The 19,714-nt window shown below is 66.9% G+C and carries 14 protein-coding genes; 10 read left to right on the top strand and 4 right to left on the bottom strand.

Features of this window, described 5'->3' with window-relative positions; genetic code table 11:
• Positions 1-246 precede the first annotated feature (246 nt).
• Positions 247-4,161, top strand: coding sequence for a DUF748 domain-containing protein (locus ACIGJB_RS25075; protein ID WP_483732685.1), 3,915 nt, complete (start codon positions 247-249; stop codon positions 4,159-4,161).
• Between the two features lie 127 nt (positions 4,162-4,288).
• Positions 4,289-4,486, top strand: a complete 198-nt coding sequence (locus ACIGJB_RS25070) for a rubredoxin (protein ID WP_483732684.1) — start codon at positions 4,289-4,291, stop codon at positions 4,484-4,486.
• A gap of 248 nt (positions 4,487-4,734) precedes the next feature.
• On the opposite strand, the gene ACIGJB_RS25065 is transcribed toward ACIGJB_RS25070, so the two are convergent.
• On the bottom strand, positions 4,735-4,917 hold the full coding sequence (locus ACIGJB_RS25065; protein WP_211958527.1) for a hypothetical protein: 183 nt from the start codon (positions 4,915-4,917) through the stop codon (positions 4,735-4,737).
• Positions 4,918-5,207: 290 nt separating this feature from the next.
• Between ACIGJB_RS25065 and ACIGJB_RS25060 the strand changes: the two genes are divergently transcribed.
• The 7 genes from ACIGJB_RS25060 to ACIGJB_RS25030 all read left to right on the top strand — a co-directional run bounded on the left by ACIGJB_RS25060 (position 5,208) and on the right by ACIGJB_RS25030 (position 12,061).
• Positions 5,208-5,711 (top strand): hypothetical protein, encoded by a 504-nt coding sequence (locus ACIGJB_RS25060; RefSeq protein ID WP_483732683.1) that lies wholly within the window; start codon positions 5,208-5,210, stop codon positions 5,709-5,711.
• A 301-nt stretch (positions 5,712-6,012) separates the two neighbouring features.
• Positions 6,013-7,335, top strand: a complete 1,323-nt coding sequence (locus ACIGJB_RS25055) for a cytochrome c oxidase subunit II (RefSeq protein ID WP_483732682.1) — start codon at positions 6,013-6,015, stop codon at positions 7,333-7,335.
• A 10-nt stretch (positions 7,336-7,345) separates the two neighbouring features.
• Positions 7,346-9,103, top strand: coding sequence for a cytochrome c oxidase subunit I (gene ctaD, locus ACIGJB_RS25050; RefSeq protein WP_483732681.1), 1,758 nt, complete (start codon positions 7,346-7,348; stop codon positions 9,101-9,103).
• The gene (locus tag ACIGJB_RS25045) at positions 9,100-9,747 is read left to right on the top strand and encodes a bb3-type cytochrome oxidase subunit III (RefSeq protein WP_483732680.1); all 648 of its coding nucleotides are present in this window, start codon (positions 9,100-9,102) and stop codon (positions 9,745-9,747) included. The genes ctaD and ACIGJB_RS25045 overlap by 4 nt, the downstream gene beginning before the upstream one ends.
• 16 nt (positions 9,748-9,763) lie before the next feature.
• Positions 9,764-10,459, top strand: coding sequence for a heme-copper oxidase subunit III family protein (locus ACIGJB_RS25040; RefSeq protein ID WP_483732679.1), 696 nt, complete (start codon positions 9,764-9,766; stop codon positions 10,457-10,459).
• A gap of 8 nt (positions 10,460-10,467) precedes the next feature.
• Entirely contained in the window at positions 10,468-10,821 is a 354-nt protein-coding gene (locus ACIGJB_RS25035) for a cytochrome C oxidase subunit IV family protein (protein ID WP_483732678.1), read from the top strand.
• A 16-nt stretch (positions 10,822-10,837) separates the two neighbouring features.
• Positions 10,838-12,061: a DUF2252 family protein gene (locus ACIGJB_RS25030; RefSeq protein ID WP_483732677.1), complete on the top strand. Its 1,224-nt coding sequence runs from the start codon at positions 10,838-10,840 to the stop codon at positions 12,059-12,061.
• 778 nt (positions 12,062-12,839) lie between these two features.
• On the opposite strand, the gene ACIGJB_RS25025 is transcribed toward ACIGJB_RS25030, so the two are convergent.
• The gene (locus ACIGJB_RS25025) at positions 12,840-14,267 is read right to left on the bottom strand and encodes an NAD-dependent succinate-semialdehyde dehydrogenase (protein ID WP_483732676.1); all 1,428 of its coding nucleotides are present in this window, start codon (positions 14,265-14,267) and stop codon (positions 12,840-12,842) included.
• 226 nt (positions 14,268-14,493) lie between these two features.
• Between ACIGJB_RS25025 and ACIGJB_RS25020 the strand changes: the two genes are divergently transcribed.
• Positions 14,494-15,540 carry a patatin-like phospholipase family protein gene (locus ACIGJB_RS25020; RefSeq protein ID WP_483732675.1) on the top strand — a complete coding sequence of 349 codons (1,047 nt, stop codon included), beginning with the start codon at positions 14,494-14,496 and terminating at the stop codon, positions 15,538-15,540.
• A gap of 35 nt (positions 15,541-15,575) precedes the next feature.
• Here the strand turns inward: ACIGJB_RS25020 and ACIGJB_RS25015 are convergent, their stop codons facing one another.
• The gene (locus ACIGJB_RS25015; RefSeq protein ID WP_483732674.1) at positions 15,576-16,190 is read right to left on the bottom strand and encodes an HD domain-containing protein; all 615 of its coding nucleotides are present in this window, start codon (positions 16,188-16,190) and stop codon (positions 15,576-15,578) included.
• A 25-nt stretch (positions 16,191-16,215) separates the two neighbouring features.
• Complete coding sequence (locus ACIGJB_RS25010) at positions 16,216-19,686, bottom strand: AAA family ATPase (protein WP_483732673.1); 3,471 nt, start codon at positions 19,684-19,686, stop codon at positions 16,216-16,218.
• Positions 19,687-19,714: the final 28 nt, after the last annotated feature.

The raw sequence follows: 19,714 nt of genomic DNA, 5'->3' as shown, positions 1-19,714 counted from the left end.
AGGGTGTGGCCGAAGGGGTTACAGCGCGGGAGAGGCAGGCACTACGTGGCGGGTAAGCCGCAGGCTTGCGACGAGACGCTTCGCAAAGGCGTAAAGATAACAGATCGGCCTTTGTCTTGTTGAAAAGACAAAAGACGATCGCTTTGCTTTGCGTCCAAGCATTGCCATAATGTCAAAAAAAAGTGAAATCCGGGGCACAAAGTGCTGTGCGTCACCCGGAGCGGGGTTGGATTCATCGGGAATGACATGGAAATCAAGAATTCCATCCAGTTCGCCACGGCTACGCTGCGGCGAAAGCTGGCCGTGCGCGCGGCCGGCGGCGTGCTGGCGGCGTTGGCCGTGTTTGGCCTCGCAGGCTACTTCGGCGGTCCGCCGCTGATCAAGTCGCTGATCGAGAAAAACGCCACCGAGGCGCTCGGCCGCAAGGTGACACTAGGGGCGGCGCATGTGCGTCCGTTCGAACTGGCGGCGACGCTCAATGACCTCACCATCTACGAGCGCGACGGCAAGACCCCCGCCGTGACATTGGGCGAGGTGGAAGCGGACACCTCGCTGGCTTCGGTCTGGCACCTCGCGCCGGTGGTGGACTCGCTGCATATCGACCGCCTGGCCGTGCATGTGACGCGCGAGGCCGACGGCCGCCTGAGCTTTGCCGATATCCAGGACAAGCTCGCCGCCCAGCCGCCGAAACCGCCCGATGCCAAGCCGGCCCGCTTCTCAGTCAATAACATTGCCGTCACGGGCAGTTCGGTGGCTTATGAGGACAAGGTGGCCGGGTCCGCCGTGAAGGTCGACAACCTGACGCTGACGCTGCCCTTCCTGTCGAACCTGCCGCACGATGTGGAGATCGTCACGCGGCCCACGCTCAGTGCGCAGATCAACGGCACGCCGCTGGCCCTCGATGGCACCGTCCTGCCTTTTGCCGATTCGCGCGAGACGCACCTGAACGTCAACCTCGACGGGCTCGATGTGGCGCGCTTCATGCCGTTCGCGCCCAGGCTCAAGGATGCGGAGGTCAAGCACGGCCTGCTTGACACGCGCCTGACGGTGGGCTTCCGCCAGCAGAAGGACAAGCAGGACATCTTTGTCTCAGGGACCGCTGCGCTGCGCGAGCTGGACCTGCGCACGGCCGCCGGCGCGCCGCTGGTCAGCAATGGCAAGCTGGCGCTCGATATCGACCGCGTGGAACCGCTGGCACAACGCGCCCACCTGCGCAGCGTCGATATTGAGGGGCTGGATGTGGCCGCCGTGCGCCGCGCGGACGGTTCGCTGAACCTGGTCACGGCTTTCGTCCCGCAAGCCGCGCCTGAAGCCAAGGCCGCGCCGCAGCCTGCGCCGGCATCGGCGCCGACGGCGGCAGCAAAGCCGCAGGAGACGGGGTGGCGCTACGCCGTCGATCGCATCACGCTCAAGCAGGCCCGCTTCGGCTTCGAGGATGCGCTGGCGCCGTCCGGCCCGGGCAAGCTGGCGCTGGGCCCCATCGATGCAGAGGTGAATGGCCTGGCCAGTGCCGAGGCCGACAAGGCGACCAAGCTGCAGGCCACGATCACAGTGGCCGATGGCCAGACCATCACGCATATGGGCGAACTGTCGATGCGGCAACGAACGCTGGCCGGCACGCTCGAAACTTCAGGGCTGCAGCCGCAGGGGTTTGCGTCCTGGTGGCCGCACGCGCTCCAGGCCCAGTTCGGCAAGACCGCGGTCAACGCGGAGCTTCACTACCGGATGTCGTGGGCGCAGCCCGTGTTCCAGTTCGTGCTCGAAAAGTCGCGGCTGGAACTGGCGCCGCTGTACGTGGCGACGCGCGAGCCGGTGGTCATGCCGGCGGCCGCGGCAGCTTCGGGCGAGCCCGCAGCGCGCCAGGCGCGTGCGGAACGCGTCGAGCGCCGCAACCGCCGCGCGCGCGCGGCCGACACCGAGGGCGCAAACCTGCCCTTGATGCAGGCCGATAAAGTGGTGCTGGACGATATCGGCCTGGACCTGGCCAAACTGACCTTCGAGGCGGGGCAGTTGGCGATCACCAAGCCGCAGATCGCGGCGACGCGCGACCATCGCGGCCAACTGCTGGAAATGGCGCGCATCTGGGCCAGCGAATCGGCACGCCAGACCGAAGTCCAGCGCAAGCAGCCGCCCGCGCCGGCGGCGAACAGCGCGGCACCGCAGGCCGGCGGTGGCTGGAAGGTGCGGCTCGGCAAGGTCGGGCTCGACGGCGGCTCGGCGCGCCTGGCCGACTACGCGCCCGCGGAGCTGAACCGCGGCCGGCCCGTCATCCACCAGTACCGCAATATCGGCCTGACCACGGGGGCCATCGCCTGGCCGCTGACGCCGGCGGCGCTGCCGGTCAAGCTGCATGCGGAGTCGGGCAAGCGCGGCGTGATCAATATGGAAGGCAACGTGCTGCCGGCCGCCCCGGCCAGCCAGTTGCAGCTCGACCTGCGCGAGATCGACCTGGCACCGGTGCAGCCCTACGTGGGCGATCGCCTCAACGCGGCGCTGCGCAGCGGCACGCTGACCGTCAAGGGCCGGCTGGCCGTCAGTGCGCCGCCGGGCAAGCCGATTGCCGCGCGCTTTGCGGGCAACGCGCAGGTGGCCAATGTGCGCACCGTGGACCGCGTGACCGGAGACGACTTCCTGCGCTGGCGCTCGCTGGGGGTGTCGGGCATCGATTTCGCCATGGACGACAGCAAGGGCCCGATGCGCGTGGCGCTGAACAATATCGCGCTGTCGGACTTCTATGCCCGCGTGATCCTGAACGCCAATGGCCGCCTGAACCTGCAGGACGTGATGGCGGGCGGCGCGGCCAAGGGCGAGGCGCCGCCGGCCACGAGCCTGACGCAGGCGAACCCGGCGTCGGCACCGGCGGCATCCGCGCCGGCCGCGGCGCCCCCTGCGGCCCCGGCAGCGCCCGCACAGGCGGCCGCGGGCCCGAAGCCGCAGGTGCGTATCGGCGGCGTATCGGTGGACAAAGGCAACATCAATTTCTCGGACTTCTTCGTCAAGCCGAACTACAGCGCCAACCTGACCGGCATGAAGGGCTCGGTGTCCAAGGTGGCGTCGGGCGACCCGACGCCAGCCGACCTCGTGCTCAATGGCCGGCTCGATGACGATGCGCCGGTCAGCATCAGCGGCAAGATCAATCCGCTCGGCGAGCAGCTCTTCCTCGACATTGCCGCCAAGGCCTCCGGCGTGGAACTGACGCGCCTGACGCCGTATGCGGCCAAGTACGCCGGCTACCCGATCACCAAGGGCAAGCTGACGGTCGACGTCGCCTACAAGATCGACCAGGGCAAGCTCGACGCCAGCAACCACCTGTACCTCGACCAGCTCACCTTCGGCGACAAGGTCGACAGCCCGGACGCCACCAAGCTGCCCGTGCTGCTGGCGGTGTCGCTGCTCAAGGACCGCCACGGGGTGATCGACATCAACCTGCCCGTGTCAGGCTCGCTGTCGGATCCGGAGTTCAGCGTCGGCGGCGTGATCGTGCGCGTGATCCTTAACCTGCTGGCCAAGGCGATCACGTCGCCGTTCGCGCTGATTGGCTCGGCGTTTGGCGGCGGCAGCGGCGAGGAACTCGGCTACGTGGAATTCACGCCCGGCACCGCGACGCTTGCGCCCGCGGCCAAGGACAAGATCGCCACAGTGGCCAAGGCGCTCAACGATCGTCCGTCGCTGAAGCTGGAAATCAGCGGCCGCATCGACCCGGCCACCGACGAGGCGGGCGCCCGCCGAGCGTGGCTCGACGCCCGCGTGGCCGAGCAGAAGCGGCGCGACCTGCGCAAGAGCGCGCAGGAAGGCGACGAGGCCGGCGACAGCGAAACGGGCGAGCAGGGTGCCGACGTCAAGGTGTCGAAGCAGGAGTACCCGAAGTATCTCGAAGAGGTCTACAAGCGCACCTCGATGAAGAAGCCGCGCAATTTTGTTGGCTTTGCCAAGTCGCTGCCGCCCGAGGAAATGGAGAAGCTGCTGATGGCGAATGCCACGGTGACGGATACCGATCTGAGGCACCTGGCGGACCAGCGCGCGCTGGTCGTCAAGCAGGCGCTGGAGCGCGACGGCAAGGTGCCGGAAGACCGCTTGTTCCTGACCGCGCCGCACCTGAGCGCCGAGGGTATCAAGGACAAGGGCACGCCGAACCGGGTCGATTTCTCGATCCGACAGTAATCGGTTCCATCGCCGGCGCCGACAGGCGCCGGCATCCCCGCGAACTCGCTGCTCGCAAAAACCGCGTATCATTCGGCCCGGAAAATGTATCGGGCCGCGTACACGCGGCCGCGTTTAGGAGAAAGTTTTGCAGCAGGATCAGCTTGAAGCAGCAGTGGCCTACAAGACCTGGGTTTGCGTGATCTGCGGCTGGGTGTACGACGAAGAACTGGGCTGCCCTGAAGACGGCCTGGCGGCCGGCACCCGCTGGGAAGATGTGCCCGATGACTGGCGCTGCCCGGAATGCGACGTGGGCAAGGCCGAATTCGCCATGATCGAACTGTGACGTTGCCGGCCCGCGCCACATGCGCCGGCCAGGCGGATAGCAGCAGCGGCGGCTAGTGCCTGGCCGCGTGCTTGCAGAGGCCAGCGCGTTGCCGCGCGCAGCGGCGATAGCGCATTCTGTAGGGGTGGCTGCAGCGCCACACTGCAACCAAGACAGTCATGCACAGCAATACCGCCATTACGGCGGCCATCAGGCCGATCGACATGCGCGGCCCTCCTCTCTCTCGACAAATATCCGAGCCTTGCGGCTCAGATCAGCAGCGGCAACGCCTCCAGTACCAGCACAGCCACCAGCGCGCCGATGAGCGCGCCCATGGTGCGGCAACTGATACGCAGGAACCTGGCGGTCACCGGGATCGAGCCCATGGCAATCACGCCTACCAGCGCCATCGGGATCAGGAATACAAGATCGTGCGCCTGAAAATGCCACATCATGGCGGTCTCCTGTCTCTCTGTCTTACGACTCCAGTATAGGCAGTGTGTGGCGAATAAACGGCTGCTTGCATCGGGATTGACCCGAATGTGCGACGGCATCCTGCTGCGCCATGCGGCCGCACAACGCGTCCCGCGTACCGTCCATGCCACCTGCGGGCATGCCGTGCGGGGTGAAGCGCGGACCCCGGCATCTTTTTCGCCCTGTCGGGTCTAACTCTGCGACCCGCGTGTCCTATCCTGTCCAAATACGCGGGCCTGTCCTGCGATACAGAGAGGCGGAGGTGGCTATGGAACTTCACATGCATTCGCACCACTACGTGCGGCGCTCGCCGGACTGGACCGCAGCCGCGGTATCGGGGCTGGCGGCCGGCGCGTTGCTGCTGGTGCTGGAACTGTTCTGGTCCACGATGGTGTCGGGCGTGAATCCGTGGGGCACCACGCGCATGATCGCCGCGATCCTGTTGGGCCGGGACGTATTGCAGACCTCGCTGTTCAGCGTGGGCACCGTGGCGGCGGCACTGCTGATCCACTTCGTGCTGGGCGCGGTGTTGGGAATGATCCTGGCCATCATCATCGCGCCGTTCCAGCTCGATTCGAGCGTCCGCATGATCCTGCTTGCTGGCGCCGTGTTCGGCGCGGCGGTCTACGTGTTCGACTTCCATGTCATGACGCGCGTCTTCACGTGGTTCGCGGATGCGCGCGGCTGGCACACGCTGGTGGGCCACATGATCTTCGGCATGGTGGCTGCGGTGTGCTACTGGAAGCTCGAAAGCAAGGACGTATGGCATTGAGCGCCGGATGCGGCAACGCACGGCGGCGGCTGATGTGCGCCGCACTGCAGCGTCGCTGATTTCGCCACGCGCTTTTGCCACTACACGGGCGGCGCGCGACCACAACGGCGGATGGGAGACGATGTCCCATCCGCCGTTTTTTCCATGCCCGCCACGCTTGTGCGAGACCGCACGGTGGCTTGTGCGATGCGCAAAGCGTGGGCGCCCGTGTTGCCTTGCAGTGACCTGACGGCATGCACTAGTCTTATCTCAACCCTGCGTGACTTCCGCATCCCTCGCCCGCGCGAGGAGGAGGGTGGATATGGCGATGGCCATCGCACTCGTAGTCATCGTCGTCGCTTCGGTGCTCTTTCATTTCCTGAGCCCGTGGTGGGCGACCCCGCTGGCGTCCAACTGGAAGCAGATGGACGACACGCTCACCATTACCCTGGTCATCACGGGCATCTTCTTCATTGTCATCAACCTGTTCGTCGGCTACATCGTTTGGCGCTTCCGTCATGGTGCGCCGCGGCAGGACGGGCAGAACGGGCATCGCGCCAGCTACCATCCCGAGAGCCGCAAGCTGGAACTCTGGCTTACCGTCGGTACCGCGCTCGGCGTCATGGCGCTGCTGGCCCCGGGGCTGTTCGTGTACGCGGACTACGTGCGCCCGCCGCGCGACGCGATGGTGCTGGAAGTCATCGGCCAGCAGTGGCAATGGGCCTTTCGCTTTCCGGGCAAGAGCGGCCAGCTTGGCACCTCCGACCCGCGTTTCATCAGCGGCACCAATCCGCTGGGCCTCAATCCGGACGATCCGCGCGGGCAGGACAACGTCGTCATCAGCGGGCCGGAAGTGCACCTGCCGCTGAACCGGCCCGTCAAGGTGCTGCTGCGCTCGCGCGATGTGCTGCACGACTTCTACGTACCGCCGTTTCGCGCACGCATGAACATGGTGCCGGGCATGGTGACGTCGTTCTGGTTCACGCCGACGCAGGCGGGGCGCTTTGAAATCCTGTGCGCGCAACTCTGCGGCGTGGGCCACTACAACATGCGCGGCATGGTGGTGGTGGAGGACCAGGCCGCCTTCGACACATGGCTGGCGAAGCAGCCAACCTTTGCGATGACGCTCGCCAAGGCGGCAGCGCCACCGCCGCCGGCGCCGGCCGGGGTGGCCAGCGGCGCCGACGCGGCACTGGCGGCAAAAGGCCACGCGCTGGCACAGAGCAAGGGATGCGCGGGATGCCACAGCGTTGACGGCAACCCCGGCGTGGGACCGACGTGGAAGGGCCTGTATGGGCGGACCGAAACATTCTCCGACGGCAGCACCGCGCCGGTCAACGATGCCTTCCTGAAAGAGGAAATCACCGATCCGCAGGCTCGCCTGGTCAAGGGGTTCGGCCCGGTCATGCCCAAGATTTCGCTGACCGAAGAGGAGTTGAGCGCCGTGATGGCCTATATCCGCTCGCAGGGAAGCGGCGCGGGCACGGGCGCAGCGCCGCCGGAGTCGGCGTCGGCCGGAGCACCGACGGGGGCCACCGCGGCGGCCGAGATCAGCTCGCAGGCGGCATCGTCGGCATCCGGCACATACACGACATCGAATGCCGCCGTGGTGCCGCCGACCGCCTCGCCCAAGGCGACGAAGTGAGGAGAGACGCATGGCTTATGCCGATGATGCCGGCCACCACGGACCGCAGAGCTTCTGGACCCGCTACGTCTGGAGCCAGGACCACAAGGTGATCGCCGTGCAGTACACCATCACGGCCATCGTGGTGGGGCTGGTGGGCGTGGCGCTGTCCAACCTGATGCGCATGCAGCTCGGGTTCCCGGGCAAGTTCGATTTCATCGACGCCAACCGCTACTACCAGTTCGTCACCATGCACGGCATGATCATGGTGATCTACCTGCTGACCGCGCTGTTCCTCGGCGGTTTCGGCAACTACCTGATCCCGTTGATGGTCGGCGCGCGCGACATGGTGTTCCCGTTCCTCAACATGCTCAGCTACTGGGTCTACCTGCTGTCGGTGCTCGTGCTGCTGGCCAGCTTCTTCGTGCCGGGCGGCCCGACCGGCGCCGGCTGGACACTGTATCCGCCGCAGGCCATCCTGCCGGGCACGCCCGGCTATGAGTGGGGCATCATCCTGATGCTGGTGTCGCTGGCCATCTTTATCGTTGCGGCCACCATGGGCGGCCTGAACTACGTCACCACGGTGCTGCAGGCGCGCACCGAAGGCATGACGCTGTTGCGCATGCCGTTGTCGGTGTGGGGCATCTTCATGGCGACCATCCTGGCGCTGCTGGCGTTCCCGGCGCTGTTCGTCTCGGCCATCATGATGCTGCTCGACCGGACGCTCGGCACCAGTTTCTTCATGCCGGCGATGGTGTCGATGGGCCAGCAGCTCAACTACAAGGGCGGCAGTCCGCTGCTGTTCCAGCACCTGTTCTGGTTCTTCGGCCACCCGGAGGTGTATATCGTCGCGCTGCCGGCCTTCGGCATCGTGTCCGACCTGATCAGCGTGCATGCGCGCAAGAGCATCTTCGGCTACCGCACCATGGTGTGGGCCATCCTGGCGATCGGCGTGCTGTCGGTGGTGGTGTGGGCGCACCACATGTTCGTGAGCGGCATGAACCCGTACTTCGGCTTCTTCTTCGCCACCACCACGCTGATCATCGCCATCCCGACCGCCATCAAGGTCTACAACTGGGTGCTCACGCTGTGGCGCGCCGATATCCATTTCACGGTGCCGATGCTGTTCGCCATCGCGTTCGTCAGCACCTTCGTGATCGGCGGGCTGACGGGCCTGTTCCTGGGCAACGTGAGCGTCGACATCCCGCTGTCGAACACGTATTTCGTGGTGGCGCATTTCCACATGGTGATGGGCGTATCGCCGATCCTGGTGGTGTTCGGCGGCATCTACCACTGGTATCCCAAGGTGACGGGCCGCATGCTGGACGATACCCTGGGCCGCGTGCATTTCTGGGTCACGTTCATCGGCACCTACGCCATCTTTTTCCCGATGCACTACCTGGGCGTGCTGGGCATGCCGCGGCGCTACTACGCGTACGAGAACTACGCCTTCATTCCGGAATCCGCGCACGTGATGAACATGTATATCTCGATCGCGGCCTTCATCGTCGCGGCGGCGCAGCTGCTGTTCGTCTTCAACCTGGCCTGGAGCGTCTGGCACGGGCGCAAGGCGGACGGCAACCCGTGGCGCGCCGCGTCGCTCGAATGGCAGACGCCACAGACGCCGCCCGCGCACGGCAACTGGGGCCCGCACCTGCCGGTGGCCTATCGCTGGGCCTATGCCTACAGCGTGCCCGGCGCGAAGGAGGACTTCATCGCGCAGAACGCGCCGCCCGAGGCCGGCGGCGCCGAGCCTGAACCGCACCCCAGGCGTGGAGCCGTGGCATGAACGCGGAAGCAGTCTACAAAGTCAGCCGCGACGACTTCGGCGGCAATCCGTCGGGCGGTGGGCACACCCGCGACGAGCACGCCGGCCGTGCGCCTGCGAGCATCGGGTTGTGGATCTTCATGGGCGTGGTCACGGTGCTGTTCGCGCTGTTCCTGACCGCGTATGCCATGCGTATGGACAGCCCCGACTGGCAGCGCATTGCGCTGCCGTGGCAGGTATGGCTGTCCACCGCGCTGCTTGCGGCAGGCAGCGTGGCCATGCAGGCGGCCGTGCGCCTGGCACGCGCGAGCCGCATGGCCGGGGCGCGGCAGGCGCTGTGCCTGGGCGGCGTGGGCGCGGCGGCGTTTGTCGCGTCGCAGCTATGGGCCTGGCAGGCGCTGCAGGCCGCCCATGTCGGTCCGGCGAGCAACCCGGCGGGCAGCTTCTTCTACCTGCTGACGGCCATGCACGGGCTGCACGTGCTCGGCGGCCTCGCGGGCTGGGCCTACGCGTCCGGGTTCCGGGGCAGCGGTGAAGGCGCCGTGCTGCGCATGGTGCTGTGCGCCCGGTACTGGCATTTCCTGCTCGCCGTGTGGGTGGTCCTGCTGGCCGCGCTGGGCTGGCTCACACCGGAGATCGTGCGCTACGTCTGCGGCACCGCGTAGCGCGGAGGAGAGTCCCATGTCATCGAACGTCTCATCGGAGCCCGCCGCGCCGGGGGCCATGGCCTCGGGCCTGCGTGGCCTGGTGGCGGACTGGTCGTCCGACCAGCGCGCCTTCAAGGTGTCGTGGGGCAAGGCGATGATGTGGATCTTCCTGCTGTCCGATACCTTTGTGTTCAGCTGCTTCCTGACGGGCTACATGACGGTGCGCATGGCGACCACGGCGCCGTGGCCCAATCCCAGCGAAGTCTTCGGCCTGCGTATCGGCGGGCACGACGTGCCGCTGCTCCTGATCGCGATCATGACGTTCGTGCTCATCACCAGCAGCGGCACCATGGCGATGGCGGTCAATTTCGCCTACCGGCGCCAACGGCGCCAATGCGCGACGCTGATGATGGTGACCGCCCTGTTCGGCGCGGCCTTTGTCAGCATGCAGGCCTTCGAGTGGACCAAGCTGATCGTCCAGGAAGGCGTGCGCCCCTGGGGCAACCCGATGGGCGCGCCGCAGTTTGGCTCCACCTTCTTCATGATCACCGGCTTCCACGGCTTGCATGTGACCTGCGGCGTGATCTACCTGCTGATCGTGGCGACCAAGGTCTTGCGCGGCCGGTACGAAGCTTCCGGCAACTACCAGATCGTGGAAATCGCGGGCCTGTACTGGCACTTCGTGGACCTGGTCTGGGTCTTCATCTTTGCATTGTTCTATCTCTGGTAAGGCTTGCCATGGCTACGACTCCGTCTCCCGCCGCGCACGGCCCCGACGATACCGCGCACACCGGCCAGCAGCATCCCATCGGCCTCTACCTGAAGATCTGGCTGCTGCTGTTCGTGCTGTCGACGCTGTCCTACATGGTCGACTATGTGGGGTTCACCGGCTACCTGCGCTGGACGCTGATCCTTCTGCTCATGGTGTTGAAGGCCGGCCTGATCGTGGCCGTATTCATGCACATGGCCTGGGAGCGCATGGCGCTGATCTGCGCGATCCTGGTGCCGCCGCTGTGCCTGCTGATCCTTGTCGGGCTGATGGCGGAAGAGGCAAACTACACGTTCCTGACGCGCGGTATCTTCTTCCATTGATCCCCTCCTCGCACGCATGCATCCTGCGACCGAAGCTATTTTGCGTTTCAACCAGGGCCGCGATCCCGAGCGCTTCACGCGCAAGCTGGCCGCCATCGCCGCCGACCCGTTCGCCTTCTTTCGCGGCACCAATCACCTGTACGTGGCATCGCTCGGCCATGCGGATGCGCTGCTCGATGCGCCGACCACCTACGTCTGCGGCGACCTGCACCTGGAGAACTTCGGCAGTTTCAAGGGCGACAACGGCCTGGTCTACTTCGACCTGAACGACTTCGACGACGCGCTGGTCGCGCCGCTGACCGTGGACGTGATCCGCGTGCTGTCCAGTGTGCTGGTTGCCGCCGGCCAGATCGGCCTGTCCGACGAGGATGCGGAGCGCGCCTGCGAGGCGATGTTGTCCGAGTATGCGGCGGTATTGGAGGGCGGCAAGCCGCGTTGGCTGGAGCGCGCCACCGCGACCGGCATGGTGGCCACACTGCTGCGGCGGGTCAAGCGCCGCCGGCGCGGCGAACTGGTCGCGGAGCGCGCCGAGACGCGCAAGGGGCAGCAGCGACTGATCTGCGACGGCCGGCACGCGTTGCCCGTCGACACCAGGGACCGCAAGCGGGCCTTGCAGGTTTTGGACGCCTATTCCGGCCAGGCGCACGGCCACCGCTTCCGCGCCGAGGACGTGGCGCGGCGCGTGGCCGGCATCGGCAGTCTGGGGCTCGAACGCTACGTCGTGCTGGCGCGCGATGAACGCGCCGGCGGCATGCCGCGGCTCATCGACATCAAGCGGGCGGCGCCATCCGCCTGGCAGGACCTGCCGAACCGCGCGCAGCCGCGCTGGAGCAGCGATGCCAGGCGCGTGGCCGCTACCCAGACGATCATGCAGGCGGCATCGCCTGCGCTGCTATCGGCGGTGGACAAGGGCAAGGCGTCGTATCTGGTGAAAAGCCTGCAGCCGACCGCGGACCGGGTCAACCTCGCGCACTGCGATAGTTTCGCGTCGCTGCGCGAAGTGCTCGCGACCATGGCCCATGCCGCGGCGTGGGCCCACCTGCGGGGGTGCGGCCACCATGCGGCCGATCGTATTGAGCAACTGCAGGAATTTGCGGGCGGCACGCGCTGGCGCAAAGGGGCGCTAAGGCTCGCGCGGCATGGCCATGCGGTGTCGCTGGCGCAGTGGAGGGCTTATGCGGAGGACTACCGCAAGGCCAGGGGCAGCGCTGTCAGCGGGGCCGCTAACGGCGCTCGGTAGGTCAAAGTGGGGCGGGGAGGGGGTTCTTCGCTGAATTGTGGGGATGTCGCTCTTGGCATGCGCTGCTGTTTCGCAGGCGTAGCCTGCGAGTCACTTTTTGTCCGAGCGACAAAAAGTAACCAAAAAACGCGTTTACTTGTCCTAGCGGACGAATATTGATCGTAGCGTGCAAAGAATTTTGTACGGGTATTCGCTTCAGAGTCTGCCCGGCTGCCTGCCGCGTGGTGCGCATCCGTTTGCAGGCTCTCCAACAATGATTGAACGAGCCCTGAACCTGTCCGTGGCCCGGGCTCTCCAGCCATATCGCATCATCGCCTTCGGCTGCGCTACGCGCGGCTCAGTAGTCTGAGCGCACAGGCCCAGTTGAACCACCAAGACAATGGCCCGTGCTCTTGAGCGCCAGTGATGGTGATGAGCCAGCGAACAGACTAGTGAGCCGCGTAGCAGCCGTAGGCGATGATGCGATAGCGTTGGCAGTGTCGGGCCACGGACAGGTTCAGGGCTCGTTCAATCATTGCCTGAGAGCCTACATACGGGAGCGCACCACGCGGCAGGCAGCCAGGCAAACTCTGAAGCGAATACCCGTACGAAATTCGTCGCACACTACGATCAATATTCGCCCGTTAGGGCAAGTAAACGCGCTTCTTGCCTACTTCTTGTCGCTTGGACAAGAAGTAGGTCGCCGGCTACGCCGGCGAAACAGCGGCGCATGCCAAGCACGACACCCCCGTAATTCGCCGAAGAACCTCGTCTCAACGGCATTAGGGCGAAGCGTGCCTCAGACCTGCGTGATGAACTTGGTCACCAGGTAGCCATCAAAGGTTTCCATGCCGCCTTCGCTGCCGATACCGGAGTCCTTGATGCCGCCGAATGGCGTTTCGGCGAGTGACACGCCGAAATGGTTGATGTTGACCATGCCGGCTTCCAGCCCGTTCGACACCTCGGTCGCGGTCTTCAGCGAGTTGGTGAAGACATAGGAGGCCAGTCCGAAAGGCAGGCTGTTGGCGCGGCGCAGCACCTCCGCCGTGTCCTTGAAGCGCGTGATCGGCGCGACCGGGCCAAACGGCTCGTCGACCATCAGCTTGGCGTCGTCCGGCAGGTCGGTCACCACGGTCGGGGCAAAGAAGTTGCCCTTGCCGCCGAGGCGCGAACCGCCGGCCACGATCTTCCCGCCACGGTGGCTGGCATCGTCCAGGAACTGCTCCATCGAGAACACGCGGCGCTCGTGCGCCAGCGGCCCCATCTGCGTGCCTTCCTCCAGACCGTTGCCAACCTTGATCGAGCCGATCACCTCCGTAAAGCGGGCCAGGAACTTGTCATAGGCCTTTTCCTGCACGTAGAAGCGCGTCGGGGAGATGCACACCTGGCCCGCGTTGCGCAGCTTGAAGCGCGCCAGCATCTCGGCGGCCGGCTCGATATCGGCATCATCAAACACCAGCACCGGCGAATGCCCGCCGAGCTCCATGGTCACGCGCTTCATGTGCGCGCCGGCCAGCGCGGCCAGCTGCTTGCCCACCGGCACGGAGCCCGTGAACGAGATCTTGCGCACGATCGGCGATTCGATCAGGTAGGTCGAGACCTCGCCCGGCACGCCCCACACGATGTTCAGCACGCCCGGAGGCAGGCCGGCATCGTGGAACAGCTGCGCCAGCGCGACCACGGCGCTGGGCGAGTCTTCCGGCCCCTTGAGGATCAGCGTGCAACCGGCGCCCACCGCCGCCACGATCTTGCGGATGGCCTGGTTGAACGGGAAATTCCACGGCGTGAAGGCCGCGCATACGCCGATCGGCTCGCGCACCACGATCTGGCGCACATGGGGCTGGCGCGGCGGAATCACGCGGCCGTAGATGCGGCGGCATTCCTCGGCGTGCCAGTCGGCATGCTCGGCGCAGACCAGCACTTCGCCGACCGCCTCGGCCAGCGGCTTGCCCTGGTCCAGCGTGATATTGCGGCCGATGTCCTTGGCGCGCTCGCGCGCCAGTTCGCCCACGCGGCGCAGGATCTTCGAGCGCTCCAGCGGCGAAGTCTTCTTCCAGCTTTCAAAGGCGCGCTGGGCCGCGGCCAGGGCGCGGTCCAGGTCCGCGCGGCTGGCGTGCGGCAGCTTGCCCAGGACTTCCTGGGTGGCGGGATTGAGCACATCCTGCTCGCGCCGGTCGCCGCCCTTGATGAATTCCCCGTCGATATAGAGGGCAAGATCCTGGTACATGCGTGTTCTCCTGGTGGTCGTGTGGGACATTCCGGCGGTGCGTGGGTGCGCTGCCAAGCCCGCTAGCTTAACGTGTCGGCGCGGATCGTGCTGGCGATCCGGGAGGGGGCTGGTTGCGCGCGCCGATGCGCAAAGCGGCCGCGATGGGGCCGCATCTTCACTACACTTTACGAAAAAGGCCGCACGGCTTCCCCAGTGCCCCCGGCCGCATACCAGGAGCCACGCCATGGATGGAAACTCGGGCAAGCGTGCCAGCGGCGAACGGAAACCCATCGCGCTGGCGCTCCAGGGCGGCGGCATGCACGGGGCCTTTACATGGGGCGTCATCGACCGGTTGCTCGAGGACGGCAGGCTGGAGATCGAAGGCATCAGCGCCACCAGCGCCGGCGCCATGAACGCCGCCGTGCTGGCCTGTGGGATGCTCAAGGGCGGACCCGACGGGGCGCGCCAGGCGCTGCATGATTTCTGGCTCGCCATCGCGCGCTCGGCAGAACGCTACAGCCCGTTCCGCTGGGTGCCGTGGATGAAGGGCGGGCACAGCTTCGGCCTGGACAACTCGCCGTTGTATGCCATGGCCGACATGGTGCTGCGCCTGATGTCGCCGTACCAGTTCAATCCGCACAACATGAACCCGCTGCGCGACGTGCTGGCCAGCCAGGTGGATTTCGAGGCATTGCGCCGCGAATGCCCGTGCCACCTGTTCCTGTGCGCCACCAACGTCGAAACCGGCAAGATCCGCATCTTCTCCGGGGCGGACTTGTCGATCGATGCTGTGCTGGCCTCCGCCTGCCTGCCTACGCTGTTCCAGTCGGTGATCATTGACGGCCAGCACTACTGGGATGGCGGCTACGTGGGCAATCCGGCCATCTTCCCGCTGATCTACCAGTGCAAGACCAACGATGTCGTGATCGTCCACATCAACCCGATCGTGCGCCCGGGCGTGCCCAGGACGGCTGCCGATATCCTCAACCGCGTCAACGAGGTCAGCTTCAACTCGTCGCTGATGCGCGAGATGCGCGCCATTGCCTTCGTGACCTCGCTGATCCAGCAGGGCAAGGTCGACCGCGCCGAGATGAAGGAGATGCGCATCCATTCGGTCCGCAACGACGAGACCATGGCCGCGCTCGGCGTGTCGAGCAAGTACAACGCGGACTGGAAGTTCCTCTGCTATCTGCGCGACAAGGGCCGCGACCATGCCGGCACCTGGCTGGAGCGCACCTATGACCTGGTCGGGCAGCGCTCCAGCGTGGATATCAGCGGCGAATTCCTCTGAGCGCGCCGCAACACGTCCGTCAGCCCGTGAGTCCGTCAGCCGGGCACCGGCTGCGCCAGCCGCAGCGCCAGATTGTGCCTGGCGCGCGCTTCATAGCGGTCATGGAACAGGTCGGTCAGGTAGAGGCGCGGGCGCGCCAGCAGCCGGCCCAGGTACTTGCGTTCGGCCGCATCGTAGGCCAGGTCGTCCAGGTCCGCGCGCTCGGCGCGCAGCAGCGTCCCGTTGCGGCGGAACCGCGCCCCGTGGCTGCCTAGCGCCGCCAGGTCGATGTCGACCGCATAGCAAGCGGCCGCCCCGTCGGGTACGCCGGCGTGCGTGGTGTCCAGGATCATGGCGGCAATTGCGTCGGCGCCCGCAATCCGTCCGTCGGCGCACTGCAGGAACCAGTCCGCGCTGCGTGCCTCGTTGTCGCGCGCGCCCGGCACGTAGATGACATCGTGGCACCAGAGCGCGAGTTCCACGGCGTCGGCATCGGGAACCTGCGCGCAGGCCCAGTCCAGGTCGCGCAGGCAGCGGCGCACGTGGTACAGCGTGTGGTAGTAGCGGCCCGGCCCCGAGTAATGCCCGCACAGTTGCGCATAGGTGTCGTGCGCGCGCTGGCCGCCGCAGCGCGACCACAGGGACTCGAAGCGGGCCTGGAACCGGTCCATGGGCTTCCTTGGCGGCGGCGCCGGTTCAGCCGACCTCGTCCAGCAAGGCCTTGGCCTGTTGCAGGTCGGGCGTTTCGAAGCCTTCGCGGAAGGCGCCATAGACGCCCGCCAGTACCTGGCGCGCGGCATCGGGTTTGTCCTCCTGTTGCCACAGCCGCGCGAGGCTCAGCGCGGCGCGCAGCTCGAGCGACCTGGCGCCCTGCTCGCGCGCAATGGCGACGGCCTTGCGGAAGCAGGCTTCGGCCTCGTCCCGGGCCTGCGGGCCATGGTCGGGCCCGGCAAGGAGCAGTTCGCCCTTCAGGCGCAGCAGCGTGGAGGCGTCCAGCCGTTCGCCGGTGTGCTCGGCAAGCGGCATGGCTTCGTCGAGCAGCGCCAGGCCGGCGCCGTATTCGCCCGCCATGCCGTGCGCATCGGCGAGCAGCCCCAGCAGGCTCGGCCTTGCCAGCGATGCGCCGGTCGCGGCATAAGCGTCGAGACCCTGCCGCATCTGCGCGATGCCCGCCTGGTGGTCGCCACGCTCGGCCACGGCCCAGCCCTGCAGCACCGTGCCCCAGGCCAGGTAGATCGGGAAGCCCTGTTCGCCGGAGATGGCGATGGCGGCTTCGGCAAACTCGCCGACCTTCTGCACTTCACGCCGGCACAGGTGCACCTCCGCCGCGAAGATCAGGCACAGCGCCAGATTGAAGGCGTCGGGACGCTGGCGGGCCAGCGCCAGCGCTTCGAGCGAGCGCGCCCGCGCCCGGTCCGGCAGACCCTGGTACCAGAGGATCCAGCCCAGCGTGGCCATGGCGTGAACGGTGGGGTCGCGCCCGTAGCCAAGCAGGAAATCATAGGACGACTGGTCGGCCGGCTGCACCGCCAGCACTTGCTCCATGTGGTCGCGGGCGACGCTGATCTGGCCCAGGCGGAACGTGGTGGACCCCTGCACGCGATGGCCCTCGGCGAGCTGGTCGGGTTTGTGCGAGCGCTCGGCCATGCCAAGCAGCCGCTCGCCGAGCGGCAGCGACACGTCGTATTGCGCGCGCAACTGGTAGAACGCCCATAGCCCGAGCTGCGCGGAAAAGACCTGCGCCGTGGGTTCGCCCTCTTTGCCCTCTTGACCCTCTTGACCCTCTTGGCTTTCTCCGCCTTGTTCGCCCTGTTCGCAGAGCGCGAGCGCGCGCCGGTAGTTGGCTTCCACTTCGTCGGCGGCCTGGCCGCGCGTGGCGATCAGCGCGGGCCCCAGCGTCAGCAGCAGGGACAGCTCCTGCCGCACGCGTTCAGGCGTGTCGGGCAGCCGCTTGAGCAGCGCAAGGGCCTGCTTCAGGTGGCCGATCGCTTCGGGCAGGGCGGAGCGTTGCACAGCTTGCTGGCCCGCGCCTTGCAGGTACTCGATCGCCTTCGGGACGTTGCCGCTGAGGCTGTAGTGGTGGGCCAGCTCGCCGCAGTAATCCTTCAGCCGGCTCGGGAACAGCGACTCGATCGCCAGCGCGGTACGTTCATGCAGCGCGCTGCGCCGCTCGGTCAGCAGGCTGTGGCCGGCGACCTCCTGGGTCAGCGCGTGCTTGAAGGCGTACTCCACGTCGGGAAAGGCCGGCTGCTCGTAGATAAAGTCGGCGGCCTGCAGGGCGGCCAGCAGCGGGCGCAGCGCCTCGTCGTCCTGCCCCGTGACCCGGCGGATGAGTCCCAGCGGGAATTCCTTGCCGATCACCGCCAGCGTCTGCAGCAGTTCCTTCTGCGCCACGGGCAGCCGGTCGATACGCGCGGCCAGCACGCCTTGCACGGTAGTCGGAATGTGCAGCAGGGCCGGCGCCTGTTCGATGCGGAAGTCGCCGGGCAACCCCAGCAGCACACCTTCCTCGCTCAGCGTCTGGACCACTTCCTCCATGAAGAACGGATTGCCTTCGGTCTTGTCGAGGATCAGCCGTTTCAGCGGGACCAGGCTGCGGTCGTCGCCCAGCAGCGCGGTGAGCAGGCCCTGGGCCTCGGCCGGGCCCAGCGGCTCCAGACGGAGCTGCGTGTAGGCGCCGCGCGCATGCCAGTCGTGCGCATACTCGGGCCGGTAGTTCACCTGCAGCAGGATGCTGGCCGCGGGCACATGGTCGACCAGGATGTCGAGAAAGCCCTCGGTCTCGCTGTCGAGCCACTGCAGGTCCTCGAAGATCAGCGCGAGCGGCTGGTTCTGGCTCTCGCGCACCAGCAGCTGGGCGATGGCTTCGAAAGTACGCTGGCGCCGGATCGTGGCGTCCATGGTCGGCAGCGCCGAATCCGGGTCACTGCTGCCGAGCAGGTAAAGCAGGTAGGGCAGATGCACCTCCAGCGAGCGATCCAGCGTGAGCAGCCTGCCGGTGACCTTTTCCCGGCAGCCGCGGTCGTTGTCCTGCGCGGTGACCTGGAAGTAGTTCTTCAGCAGTTCGATCAGCGGCAGGTAGGCAAAGGCCTTGCCGTGGGAGACCGAGAAGGTCTCCAGCACCAGGCAGCCCTGCCGCGACCTGGCCTTGAATTCGTGGAACAGGCGGGACTTGCCCACGCCGGCCTCGCCGACCACGCCGACGATCTGCCCGTTGCCGGCCCTGGCCCGCTCCAGCGCCGCGTGCAGCTGCTCCAGTTCCGCCTGGCGGCCGACGAAGCGGGCCAGCCCGCGGTGCGCCGCGACCTGCAGGCGCGTGCGCAGCGCCCCGAGGCCGAGCACCTCGTAGACGGCCAGCGGCTCGCGCACGCCCTTGACATGGGTGGTGCCGAGCGGCTTGAACTCGAAGTAGCCTTCGGTGAGCTTGTGGGTCGACTCGCTGATCAGGATCGACGCCGGCGTCGCCACGCCTTCCATGCGCGAGGCGATGTGGATGGTGTGCCCGACCGGGTCATAGTCCGTGTGCAGGTCGTCCTTGCGGATCGAGCGCACCAGGACCTCGCCGGTGTGGATGCCGACGCGGATCTGCAGCGGAATGCCCAGTTCCAGGCGGACGCGGTCGCTGTGGCGGCGCATCGCCTCCTGCATGCGCAGTGCGGCGTACAGCGCGCGCAGCGCGTGGTCTTCGTGCGCGATGGGCGCGCCGAACAGGGCCAGGATGCCGTCGCCCAGGAACTTGGCGACATAGCCTTCGTAGTGGTGCACGGCTTCCATCATCAGCGTGGCGACGGGGTCGATCAGGCGCCGCGCTTCCTCGGGGTCCAGGTCCTGCGTCAGCGCGGTCGAGCCGGCCATGTCGGCGAACAGCGCGGTGATGGTCTTGCGCTCGCCCTCGGCATCGCCGCGCGCCTCCATGGCCGCGCGTTCGGCAAGGATGCGCTGGGCCAGGTGCGGTGGCGTGTACTGGACAGGCGGGGTGGCGGGCGCCGGCGCGGACGGCCGCGCGGCCGGAGCACCGGCCAGCGAGGCGCCGCAGCCGCGGCAGAACTTTGTCATCGGGCCGGCCGGCTCGCCGCATTGGGGACAGGCCCGTGCCAGCACGGCGCCGCACTCCTCGCAGAAGTTGGCCTTTGCGAGGTTCTCGAACCCGCAATTTGTGCAGCGCATATCGCCTCCTGCGCGCCGTGGCCCGGCG

This window comes from Cupriavidus sp. C2SS-8b (assembly GCF_057073745.1).
The sequence above is the reverse complement of the archived record's forward strand: the minus strand, read 5'-3'. Positions and strand labels throughout refer to the sequence as shown.